Annotated in this window: 9 protein-coding genes; all 9 read left to right on the forward strand. The window is 41.0% G+C overall.

What is annotated here, in order from left to right; genetic code table 11:
• Positions 1-353: 353 nt before the first annotated feature.
• Positions 354-809: a ribosome maturation factor RimP gene (gene rimP, locus I6E80_RS14495; RefSeq protein ID WP_024598198.1), complete on the forward strand. Its 456-nt coding sequence runs from the start codon at positions 354-356 to the stop codon at positions 807-809.
• 39 nt (positions 810-848) lie between these two features.
• Entirely contained in the window at positions 849-2,348 is a 1,500-nt protein-coding gene (gene nusA, locus I6E80_RS14500) for a transcription termination factor NusA (RefSeq protein WP_007585502.1), read from the forward strand.
• Between the two features lie 25 nt (positions 2,349-2,373).
• Positions 2,374-5,034, forward strand: a complete 2,661-nt coding sequence (gene infB, locus I6E80_RS14505) for a translation initiation factor IF-2 (protein WP_024598199.1) — start codon at positions 2,374-2,376, stop codon at positions 5,032-5,034.
• 157 nt (positions 5,035-5,191) lie between these two features.
• A complete protein-coding gene (rbfA, locus tag I6E80_RS14510) occupies positions 5,192-5,677 on the forward strand; it encodes a 30S ribosome-binding factor RbfA (RefSeq protein ID WP_024598200.1) in 486 nt (161 codons plus the stop codon).
• Positions 5,661-6,620 (forward strand): tRNA pseudouridine(55) synthase TruB, encoded by a 960-nt coding sequence (truB, locus tag I6E80_RS14515; protein WP_076924798.1) that lies wholly within the window; start codon positions 5,661-5,663, stop codon positions 6,618-6,620. Before rbfA ends, truB begins: the two co-directional genes overlap by 17 nt.
• A gap of 153 nt (positions 6,621-6,773) precedes the next feature.
• The gene (gene rpsO / locus I6E80_RS14520) at positions 6,774-7,043 is read left to right on the forward strand and encodes a 30S ribosomal protein S15 (RefSeq protein WP_002958490.1); all 270 of its coding nucleotides are present in this window, start codon (positions 6,774-6,776) and stop codon (positions 7,041-7,043) included.
• 395 nt (positions 7,044-7,438) lie between these two features.
• On the forward strand, positions 7,439-9,565 hold the full coding sequence (pnp, locus tag I6E80_RS14525) for a polyribonucleotide nucleotidyltransferase (RefSeq protein WP_197185852.1): 2,127 nt from the start codon (positions 7,439-7,441) through the stop codon (positions 9,563-9,565).
• A gap of 141 nt (positions 9,566-9,706) precedes the next feature.
• Positions 9,707-10,585 carry a lipoprotein NlpI gene (nlpI, locus tag I6E80_RS14530; protein ID WP_024598203.1) on the forward strand — a complete coding sequence of 293 codons (879 nt, stop codon included), beginning with the start codon at positions 9,707-9,709 and terminating at the stop codon, positions 10,583-10,585.
• Positions 10,572-11,747: a hypothetical protein gene (locus I6E80_RS14535; protein WP_197185853.1), complete on the forward strand. Its 1,176-nt coding sequence runs from the start codon at positions 10,572-10,574 to the stop codon at positions 11,745-11,747. The genes nlpI and I6E80_RS14535 overlap by 14 nt, the downstream gene beginning before the upstream one ends.
• The last annotated feature ends 32 nt before the right edge of the window (positions 11,748-11,779 follow it).

An 11,779-nucleotide genomic window follows, 5' to 3' on the forward strand; every position in this document is an offset into this window, starting at 1 on the left:
GATGGAGCAGTCTGGTAGCTCGTCGGGCTCATAACCCGAAGGTCGTCGGTTCAAATCCGGCTCCCGCAACCAATTCTACTAGTAGGTATTACCTTACTAATTTATATCGCGCATTCTAAGTAATGCGCGTTTTGCGTTTTAGGCTATGTAGTTTAATTAGGTCAGTTTACTGACTCGCAACCAAGCTTGGCCCTAGGCCACACAGTTTTATGCTTTATTGGTGTGACGCCCCGCTTGGTTCGGGGCGTTGTTGTATCTGCACCTTATGATTTGTGGCAATTGTCATCAAATTAAAATTTAAACTCAGTATTTTAGGGCTATAAGCCCTTTTTTTGTTTGTATGGAGGATTTTCGTGACAAAACTTGAACAAGATTTAGTAACCATGTTAACGCCTGCGGTAGAAATGTTAGGCTTTGAGTTGCATGGTCTTGAATTTGTGCAAGCGGGTCGCCATTCTACCTTAAGAGTATATATTGCTCATGAGGATGGGATCTCAGTTGATAACTGTGCGGATGCAAGTCGCCAAATTAGTGCGATTTTAGACGTCGAAGACCCAATTACAAATGAATATGATTTGGAAGTATCGTCTCCTGGTGTTGATCGTCTATTATTCAAACAAGATCACTACGAGCAGGCGCAAGGAGAGGAAGTACGCGTGCGTACCAAACTTCCACAGGATGGTCGTCGTAATTTTAAAGGCGACTTAGTAGCAGTTAGCAGCGATATGATCACACTATCTAGCGATGGTGAAGAGCATCTGATCATGCTTAGTAACATCGAACGTGCGAATTTAATCGCGAAGTTTTAAATTCGAGTGCGAAGGAATAGGGCAAGCGAGGCATTACCCATGGCAAAAGAGATATTATTGGTTGCTGAAGCCGTTTCCAATGAGAAAGCGGTTCCAAAAGAAAAGATTTTTGAAGCTCTAGAGTTCGCTTTAGCGACAGCGACAAAGAAAAAACACGATGGCGAAATTGAAGTGCGTGTAGCAATTGACCGTAAAACCGGTGATTACGACACGTTCCGTCGTTGGCAGATTGCCGCTGTATTAGAAGACGGTTCTTTAGAGAATCCTTACAGCGAAATCACTCTAGAAGCAGCGCAGGTTGAAGAACCTGATTTGCAAATGGGTGATTATGTTGAAGAGCAAATCGACTCAATCAAATTTGACCGTATTACAACACAAATGGCCAAGCAAGTTATCGTACAGAAAGTACGTGAAGCTGAGCGCGCTTTAGTTGTTGAAGCATACAAAGATCAAGAAGGCGAGCTAGTAACGGGTGTTGTTAAAAAAGCAACTCGCGATGCAATCGTACTTGATTTAGGTAACAACGCAGAAGCGGTAATTTACCGTGATGACATGTTACCACGTGAAAACTTCCGCCCGGGTGACCGTATCCGTGGTCTTTTATATGAAGTTAAGCCAGAAGCACGCGGTGCACAATTATTTGTAACGCGCTCTAAACCTGAAATGCTAATGGAATTATTCCGCATTGAGGTGCCAGAAATTGGCGAAGAGATGATTGAATTACGTGCCGCTGCACGTGATCCAGGTTCACGCGCTAAAATTGCCGTTAAATCTAACGACAAACGCATTGATCCAATTGGTGCATGTGTTGGTATGCGTGGCGCACGAGTTCAGGCTGTATCGTCAGAGCTTGGTGGTGAACGTGTTGATATCGTACTTTACGATGACAACCCAGCACAATTTGTTATTAACGCAATGGCACCAGCAGAAGTTGCTTCAATCGTAATGGATGAAGACACTCACTCAATGGATATCGCTGTAGAAGCTGATAACCTAGCGCAAGCAATTGGTCGTAATGGTCAAAACGTTCGTTTAGCAAGCCAGTTAACTGGCTGGGAACTAAACGTAATGACTGTTGAAGACATGCGTACTAAAAATGAAGCTGAATCTGATAAGTTACTTAACTTATTCACTGAAAATTTAGAAATTGATGATGAGTTTGCATCATTACTTATCAACGAAGGTTTCTCGACACTTGAAGAAGTGGCGTATGTGCCAGCGTCTGAATTTTTAGAAATTGATGGTCTTGATGAAGAGACTGTGGATTTACTGCGCTCACGCGCAAAAGATGCATTGACAACTAAAGCACTTAAAACGGAAGAAAGCTTAGATGGCGCAGAGCCAGCTGAAGACTTACTTGCGCTTGAAGGCTTAGAACGTCACTTAGCATTTGTTATGGCAAGCAAGGGTGTTGTTACACTTGAAGACTTGGCAGAGCAAGGTATTGACGAATTAGTTGATATCACAGAACTTTCATCTGAAAAAGCAGGTGAACTGATTATGGCTGCACGAAACATTTGTTGGTTTGCAGACGAGTAATTTATTAACGGAGGTATTACACACTATGGCAGAAGTAAATGTTGAAAAACTAGCCGGCGATATAGGTACAACTGTTGATAAATTGCTACAGCAGTTTTCACAAGCAGGTATCACTAAGCAAGCAACTGATAACGTAACAGAAGCTGAAAAAGCAACGTTACTTGATCATTTAAGCAAGCATCATGGCGGCGCAGGTTCAGATGGCCCAGCGCGCATGACTTTGCAACGTAAGAGCAAAAGCACTTTAAGTGTAACGGGTTCTACGGGTAAAGCTAAAGACGTTCAAGTTGAAGTTCGCAAAACACGTACATACGTGAAAAAAAGCGCAATGGAACAAGAACAAGAGCAAGCACGCTTAGCTGCAGAAGAAAAAGTGCGTCTTGAACAGCAGCAAAAAGCTGACCAAGAAGCTGCAGAATTAAAGGCGAAACAAGAGGCAGAGCGCAAAGCGAAAGAAGAAGCTGACCGTAAAGCCAAAGAAGAAGCTAAACGCAAAGCTGATGCAGAGCGTAAAGCGAAACAAAAGCAGATGACCCCAGAGCAAAGTGCTAAGTCTGAGAAAGATCGCATAGAAGCTGAGCGTCTGCAAAAAGAAGCAGAAGAGGCCGCATTGAAGAAAGCTGAAGAAGAAGCGAAACGTCAAGCAGAAGAAGCAAGAAAGCTAGCTGAAGAGAACTCGGCACGCTGGAAGAAAGAAGAAGAAGAACGTAAGAAACGCGAAGAAACAGCGGATCACCATCTTACGACTTCTACTTATGCACGTGAAGCAGAAGATGTTGCCGATGCTCGTGATGAGCAAGGTACTCGCCGTGCTAAGAAAAAGAAGAAAGCGCCAGCAAAAGATAAATTTGCAGCGTCAAGAGGCCGTAACAAGTCTAAGTTAAAAGCACCAGCATCATTACAACATGGTTTCCAAAAACCAACTGTTGATGTTAAAAATGAAGTGCGTATTAGCGAAACAATTACAGTAGCTGAGCTTGCATCACGCATGGCAGTTAAAGGCGCTGAAGTTGTTAAAACAATGATGAAAATGGGTGACATGGTTACTATTAACCAAGTGATCGACCAAGAAGCTGCACAACTAGTTGCAGAAGAAATGGGTCACAAGGTTATCATTGTTAAAGAAAACGAATTAGAGCAAACAGTACTTAATGACCGCCATGAAGATGGTAAGTCAGAGCCGCGTGCTCCAGTAGTAACTGTAATGGGTCACGTTGACCACGGTAAAACATCGACTCTTGATTACATTCGTTCTGCGAAAGTTGCTTCTGGCGAAGCTGGTGGTATTACACAGCATATTGGTGCATACCACGTAGACGTAAATGGTCACATGATCACGTTTTTAGACACACCAGGACATGCTGCATTTACTTCAATGCGTGCTCGTGGTGCTAAAGCGACAGATATTGTAATCCTAGTGGTTGCAGCAGATGATGGTGTAATGCCACAAACTAAAGAAGCGGTACAGCACGCACGTGCAGCTGGCGTTCCTTTAATCATTGCTGTAAACAAAATGGATAAAGAAGGCGCAGATCCAGATCGCGTTAAAAACGAACTTGCTGTACTTGACGTTATTCCAGAAGAATGGGGCGGCGATACGCAGTACGTTCATATCTCAGCTAAAACTGGCTTAGGTATTGATGACCTTCTTGAAGCAGTATTGAACCAATCTGAACTTTTAGAACTTTCTGCACCTACTGAAGGTATGGCTGCGGGTGTTGTTATTGAATCTCGTCTTGATAAAGGCCGTGGTCCAGTAGCATCAGTACTTGTTCAATCTGGTACGCTTAACCAAGGTGACATTGTATTATGTGGTCTTGAGTATGGCCGTGTTCGTGCAATGCGCGATGAAAACGGTAAAGACATTAAGTCAGCTGGTCCATCTATTCCAGTTGAGATTTTAGGTCTTTCTGGTATTCCAGCTGCAGGCGACGAAGCGACTGTAGTTAAAGATGAGCGTAAAGCGCGTGAAGTTGCTTTATACCGTCAAGGTAAGTTCCGCGATGTTAAACTAGCACGTCAACAAAAAGCTAAGCTTGAAAACATGTTTACTAACATGACTGAAGGCGATGTTTCTGAAGTTAACGTGGTACTTAAAGCAGACGTTCAAGGTTCTATCGAAGCAATCTCTGATTCACTAACTAAACTTTCTACTGATGAAGTGAAAGTGAAGATTGTTGGTTCAGGTGTTGGTGGTATTACCGAAACTGATGCAACACTAGCTGCAGCGTCTAACGCAATTGTAGTTGGCTTTAACGTTCGTGCTGATGCTTCAGCTCGTAAAGTTATTGAGACTGAAAACTTAGACCTACGTTACTACAGCGTAATCTACAGCTTGATTGACGAAGTTAAACAAGCAATGTCAGGTATGTTAGCGCCAGAGTTTAAGCAAGAAATTATTGGTCTTGCTCAAGTTCGTGACGTATTCAAGTCTCCAAAAATTGGCGCAATCGCTGGTTGTATGGTTACTGAAGGTGTTATCAAACGTAGCGCTCCAATCCGTGTATTACGTGAAAACGTTGTTATCTATGAAGGTGAACTTGAGTCACTTCGTCGCTTTAAAGACGATGTTGCTGATGTTCGTAACGGCATGGAATGTGGTATCGGCGTTAAGAACTACAATGACGTACGTGTTGGTGACCAAATCGAAGTATTTGAAACAGTTGAAGTACAACGTACTCTATAATTGTTACTAGGGAGTATTGAACGCTCAGGTTAACGCCCGAACGTTCTACACACCCTACGCTAAGATTTTAAATGGGGGCTTAGCCCCCATTTGCATATCCATTATTTAGTTAACTTATTATTTAATTTCAATAAGTTATTATTTTAGGACAAGTATAATGAGAGAATTTTCTCGCACTGATCGTGTTGCACAGCAAATCCAAAAAGAGATTGCTGTAATTTTACAACGCGAAATTAAAGATCCACGCTTAGGTATGGTGACAGTGTCAGCGGTAGAAGTATCGCGCGATTTATCTTATGCCAAGATTTTCATCACGGTGTTTAACACGCAAGATGAAGATGCAGCAAAGCAAAGCGCAAAAGTACTTAATGAAGCAACGGGCTATATTCGCTCGTTACTTGGTAAGCGTATTCGTGCACGTATAATGCCTGAGTTAAAGTTTGTCGTTGATAACTCATTAATGGAAGGTATGCGTATTTCTAACTTAGTGGATTCTATTATCCGCGAAGATAACGCAAAGCATGTTGATGAAGACGTAGAAAGTGTTGATGCTGCTGATATTTCAGATAGCGAAGAAGGTACTGAGCACGTAGACGATACAGATAGCGAAGAAGGCACTGATACAGATGGCAAAGCGCAGTAAAGGCCGTGCAGTTGACGGTATTTTGTTGTTAAACAAACCTGAAGGCATTTCATCAAATAAAGCATTACAGCAAGCAAAGAGCGTCTATTTTGCGCAAAAAGCAGGGCATACAGGTGCTTTAGATCCACTTGCTACAGGTATGCTGCCAATTTGCTTTGGTGAGGCGACTAAGTTTACGCAGTTTCTACTTGATACAGATAAAACTTATATCGTTCGTGCACAACTGGGTGAGCGTACAACAACATCAGATTCTGATGGCGAAATTGTTAGTACTAAAGATGTGAACGTAACGCGTGAACAGCTAACAAAAGAAATAGCTGCTTTTGTTGGTGAGTCTGATCAATATCCGTCAATGTACTCGGCACTTAAGTACCAAGGTAGACCGTTATATAAGTACGCACGCGAAGGTATTGAAGTACCTCGAAAATGCAGAAAAATAAACGTGTTTAGCTTATCGTTTGACGAATTTGATGAAGAAAGTAACGTATTACAGATGACGGCCCATGTATCTAAAGGGACGTACATTCGTACAATCGTTGATGATTTAGGCGAAAACCTAGGGTGTGGCGCACACGTTATAATGCTTCACAGAACTGCTGTTGGTCAGTACCCGGCAGATAAAATGGTCTCGCTTGATGAAATTGAAGCATTACTTGCTAAAGCGAAAGAAGAAGAGCTTGCACCTTCTACTTATTTAGACTCGCTGCTACTACCAATTGATACTGCTTTAACTGACTTACCTGTCATTGAAATTTCAAAAGACGAAGGCTGGGTATTTAGCCACGGACAAGCAGTTGAGTTACCAAAACCTTTGCCTGAAGGTGCTATTAAAGTAGTTGCTGATGGTGTGTTTATTGGAACCGGTGAGCGTAACTCAAATGGTCATTTAAAGGTTAAACGTGGTCTTGCTAGTCAGCAAGACGATTACGTGAAACCGGAATAAGCAACTAATGTGCCTAACAATGGCTTAATAGTTGTAGATGGGGATAATTAACTTGTAGTTATTCCCACAGTTGGTAGAATACGCCCGCTTAATCGTTTTGGCTGAATTAGTGATCGGCTAAGACACCTTTTAAATTTAATTTTTGGAGTTACTATGTCACTAAGCAATCAAGAAAAAATCGATATCATTGCTAAATTTGCACGTGCAGAAGGCGATACAGGTTCATCAGAAGTACAAGTAGCATTACTTACTTATGATATCAACAAGCTTCAAGGTCACTTTGCTGATCACAAGCATGACTTCCACTCACGTCGTGGTCTGCTTCGTAAAGTAAGCACTCGCCGTAAACTACTTGATTACCTTAAAGGTAAAGACATCACTAGTTATACTGCGTTAATCAAAGAACTTGGCCTACGTCGCTAAGAACTAGATTATAGAAAAAGGAGCTTTTTAGCTCCTTTTTTTGTGCCTAAAATTTGTGTTTTCAAATTAAGAAAATTCTTAAACCTATTGAATTGCAATATAAAACCCCCATTTCATAGCTTACCAAGAGCTTTTGTATTTAACCGCTAAATAAGCCCAGCTGAAATCTAGTCGTTAGATTGAACAAATTTCAACCCGCAAAGATCAACACACCCTAGACTCGCATTTTGAAGTAGCTTTGGTATATACTATGCGCGTAGATAAAAAGGTTTATCTACGCTTATTCACATCATTGCCAATTGTAGTACTTAATTGATTTCCAACTGAATACAATTATGTACTGTAATTGGTACTTTGATGACAACTTATTAGAATACATTTAAGGAATATTTTAAGTGCAAGCAATTATTAAAGAATTCAAACTAGGTCAACATACAGTGACTCTAGAAACTGGTGCAATCGCTCGTCAAGCAGACGGCGCTGTACTTGCAAGCATTGGCGACACTTCAGTTTTAGTAACTGTTGTTGGTAAGCGTGAAGCACAACCTGGTCAAGACTTTTTCCCACTAACAGTTAACTACCAAGAGCGTATGTACGCTGCTGGTCGTATCCCAGGTGGTTTCTTAAAGCGTGAAGGTCGTCCTAACGATGGCGAAACTCTTATTGCACGTCTTATTGACCGTCCAATTCGTCCACTTTTCCCAAGCGGTTTTGTAAACGAAGTACAAGTTATTGCGACTGTTGTTTCTGTTAACCCTGAAATCCAACCTGATATGGTTGCAATGATTGGTACTTCAGCAGCACTTGCTATCTCAGGTATCCCGTTCAGTGGTCCAATTGGTGCATCTCGCGTTGGTTACATCAACGGCGAATACGTACTTAACCCTACATTGAAAGAGCTTGAAGAAAGCCAACTTGATTTAGTAGTAGCCGGTACTGATAAAGCGGTACTTATGGTTGAATCAGAAGCTAACGTACTTGCAGAAGACGTAATGCTTGGCGCTGTTGTATATGGTCATGAGCAATCTCAAGCGATCATCACTGCAATCGAAGAATTTAAAGCAGAAGCAGGCAAGCCTACTTGGGATTGGACTGCACCAGCTAAAAACGTTGCACTAGAAGATAAAGTAGCAGCAATTGCTGCTGATAAAGTAGGCACAGCTTACTTAATCACTGATAAAGTAGCGCGTAAAGAAGCACTTGGCGAAGCGAAGGACGAAGTTGTTGCAGTATTAACAGCTGAACTTGCTGAAGGCGAGTCTTTAGACAAGCAAGAAGTTGGTAAAATCTTCGGTTCACTTGAGAAGAAAATCGTTCGTGGCCGTATCGCTGCTGGCGAAAAACGTATCGATGGTCGTGAACCAGATATGATTCGTGCACTAGATGTAATGACTGGCGTATTACCGCGTACTCACGGTTCTGCTATATTTACTCGTGGCGAAACTCAAGCGTTAGTAACAGCTACTCTTGGTACAGAACGTGATTCACAGTTAATCGACGATTTAACTGGTACTCATAAAAACCACTTTATGCTTAACTATAACTTCCCTCCATTCTGTGTAGGTGAAACTGGTTTTGTTGGTTCTCCTAAGCGTCGTGAAATCGGCCATGGTAACCTTGCTAAGCGTGGTATTGCTGCTGTAATGCCAACACTGACTGAATTCCCATATTCAATCCGTGTAGTATCGGAAATTACTGAATCAAACGGTTCATCTTCAATGGCTTCTGTGTGTGGTACTTCACTTGCACTTATGAATGCTGGCGTTCCAATTAAAGCATCTGTTGCGGGTATTGCGATGGGTCTAGTTAAAGAAGACGAAAAATTCGTTGTTCTTTCTGACATCTTAGGTGATGAAGATCACTTAGGTGACATGGACTTTAAAGTTGCGGGTACTGCTGCGGGTATTACTGCACTTCAAATGGATATCAAAATTGAAGGTATCACTCAAGAAATCATGCAAATTGCGCTTAAACAAGCTAAAGCTGCACGTTTACACATTCTAGAAGTGATGGACGAAGCGATTTCTGCTCCTTCTGAAGAGCTATCAATGTTTGCTCCTCGTATCTACACGATGAAAATCCCACAGAAGAAAATCGCTGAAGTTATTGGTAAAGGTGGCGCAACTATTCGTCAACTTACTGAAGAAACTGGTACAACGATTGAAATCGGTGACGACGGTACAATTAAAATTGCCGCTACAGATGGCGAAAGTGCAGCTAATGCCATTAGCCGTATTGAGCAATTAACAGCTGAACTAGAAGTAGGTACTATCTACGAAGGTAAAGTTGTACGTATTGTTGACTTCGGTGCATTTGTAAACATTCTTCCAGGTAAAGATGGTCTAGTACATATTTCTCAAATTAGTACTGAGCGCGTTAACAACGTGGCTGATCACCTTTCTGAAGGTCAAGAAGTTAAAGTTAAAGTACTAGAAGTAGATCGCCAAGGCCGTGTACGTCTAAGTATTAAAGAAGCAATGGAATCTGCAGCACCAGCTGTTGACGCGCCAACTGACGCGTAATTGCTAACTTATTAATCTAGTTATATTAGCTAGATGATAAAAAAGGGGCTGTTTAGCCCCTTTTTTTATGCTTTAATGAAACCTTATTGGACAAGGTCTGTCTTATATTAATCGCGATATATCTTGGTATTAAGGATTTTAATGATACTCAAACATTTAGCTTTGGCATCTTTTGCTATTTTGTCTTTAAGCGCTTGCCAAACTACAACCGAATCAGAACCAACCCCGATTGTTAATGTGCCATTTACTGCACCTTTAGCTTCTGACTTTAGAAGTGAAATTGCCATTGCACGCTACTCAGAGTTATTGAATAGAGCTGACTTAAGCGAAGAGCAACAAGCTAAGCTTTATTATGACCGTGGTGTACTTTTTGATAGTTTAGGTATGACCACTCTTTCGCGTATTGATTTTAACCGCGCAGTAAAGCTTAAACCTGATTTAGCTGAAGTATATAACTTTCTAGGTATTCAACATACGCTTATGCAGCAATACGAAAAAGCCTATGAGTTTTTTGATTCAGCCCTTGAGCTTGATGAAGAGCATGAATATGCTTATTTAAATAGAGGCATAGCCCTTTATTACGGTGATAGAGCAGGTCTTGCTAAAAACGACTTTGATGAGTTTTTAGCCCGCTCTCCAAATGATCCATACCGTGTTTTATGGGTTTACTTAGCCAGTGCACAAGAAGATAAAGCAGCAGCGCTTGAATCACTTAAAACTAATGCAACAGCACTTGATGAATCGCAATGGGCGTATCAGTTAATTTCTCTTTATACGGGGGATATGACTGAGTATGCATTTTTATCTGGCATTAGTGATGGTGTTAGAACCGAGCAAGAATATGCGCAGCGTTTATGTGAAGCTTATTTTTACTTAGCCAAAATGCATCAAGCAGCTGGTGAGCTGTATTTAGCATCAGACTATTTTAGGCTTGCGCTAGCAACCAATGTACACGAGTTTATTGAGTACAAGTATGCGCGTTTAGAACTTGAGTTGATGGAAGGTGTTGACGCAAGTTAAGCGTTTTAAGTTAATAGGTGTATTACTATGTTGTTTGTTAATTACAGGCTCGAGTAATCACCTTGGCGCTATTGGCTTTTGGCATGTTTTAAATACAAAAGCCAATGTTCTACAAAGTTATTGGAATTCACCTGCTTACTTTTCTGACCACCTAGAGCAGTTACCAAAGACCTCTTTAGCTATACTCGCTCGCAATCAAATTTCTTCAGCGCAATATATGTATTCTCTTAAGCTTATTAAAAGCAGTCAGAGTGATACTGCAAAACCATTTTGGCTCTCAGCTATAAATGGCTTAACAATCCCAGAGCGTAAAATATTAGCAACAAAGTTACTTGAGAAATTACGTTGGAGCGATTTAGAGTTACTCGCTAGTAAAAACAAATTACCAGCAGGGGATGTGCTAAATCATCTAAAACTTCAGTTAAAAACACCACAGAGTAAAGTATCTACAGCGTTTATCCATAATCTTGGTTTTTCATCTTTAAGAAATATAAGCAAACCTAATAAGCAATGTATGTTTAACGTACTGACTATGAGCGATCATCGTAGTGGCTTATATAAACTTATAGAGTTTATTAATACTTATAATAAACAGCCAGAGCCCCGTGAAAATATTTTTTGCTTTTCAAAACCAGTTTACGTTGCGGGTATGCTTGAGTGCAAAAGTAGCACTAGTAAAATAGCAAACTGTGACTGGCAATTATCTAAACTTAATAACCAGCTTCCTAACAATTATGATTTTATAGTGATGATGCCTAAAGACGGTACGGCTAATGTCACGAAGGGAACAATGCTAATAAACTCAAAAGCAAAATACAGTGTATTTTTGCACGAGCTGATGCATTTTAACGGTTTTGAGGATGAATACGCTTTGCCTAAAACTAAGCAAGCATGGTTGTGTGCAAAAACAGGTTTTGTTGCGCCTAACCTATTTATTTCTCATGGTGAGCCGCCGCCAACAGATTGGCATAAGGCAAAGAGTTGTCAGCAAGGAGGCATTGCTTATAAGCCCAGTGAAAATTGGTCCATTATGCAATATCAGCAGTTAGGTCTCTCAGCGCAGTATAGGCAACTTTGGTTGAAACATTTAGATACGACCAATGGTAAGTTTCATCGTCACTCTAGCGCGCTTACATTTGCAAATAAGACTATATTAAACTAACAATTATCACTATTAATTAATTGTTTTTTTAG

It is taken from the genome of Pseudoalteromonas sp. NSLLW218, assembly GCF_015864775.1.
Classification (GTDB): domain Bacteria; phylum Pseudomonadota; class Gammaproteobacteria; order Enterobacterales; family Alteromonadaceae; genus Pseudoalteromonas.

Excerpts from the sequence above, each read along its gene's own strand:
- nusA (WP_007585502.1), top strand. The coding sequence starts at position 849 with ATGGCAAAAGAGATATTATTGGTTGCTGAAGCCGTTTCCAATGAGAAA.
- infB (WP_024598199.1), top strand. The coding sequence starts at position 2,374 with ATGGCAGAAGTAAATGTTGAAAAACTAGCCGGCGATATAGGTACAACT.
- rbfA (WP_024598200.1), top strand. The coding sequence starts at position 5,192 with ATGAGAGAATTTTCTCGCACTGATCGTGTTGCACAGCAAATCCAAAAA.
- truB (WP_076924798.1), top strand. The coding sequence starts at position 5,661 with ATGGCAAAGCGCAGTAAAGGCCGTGCAGTTGACGGTATTTTGTTGTTA.
- rpsO (WP_002958490.1), top strand. The coding sequence starts at position 6,774 with ATGTCACTAAGCAATCAAGAAAAAATCGATATCATTGCTAAATTTGCA.
- nlpI (WP_024598203.1), top strand. The coding sequence starts at position 9,707 with ATGATACTCAAACATTTAGCTTTGGCATCTTTTGCTATTTTGTCTTTA.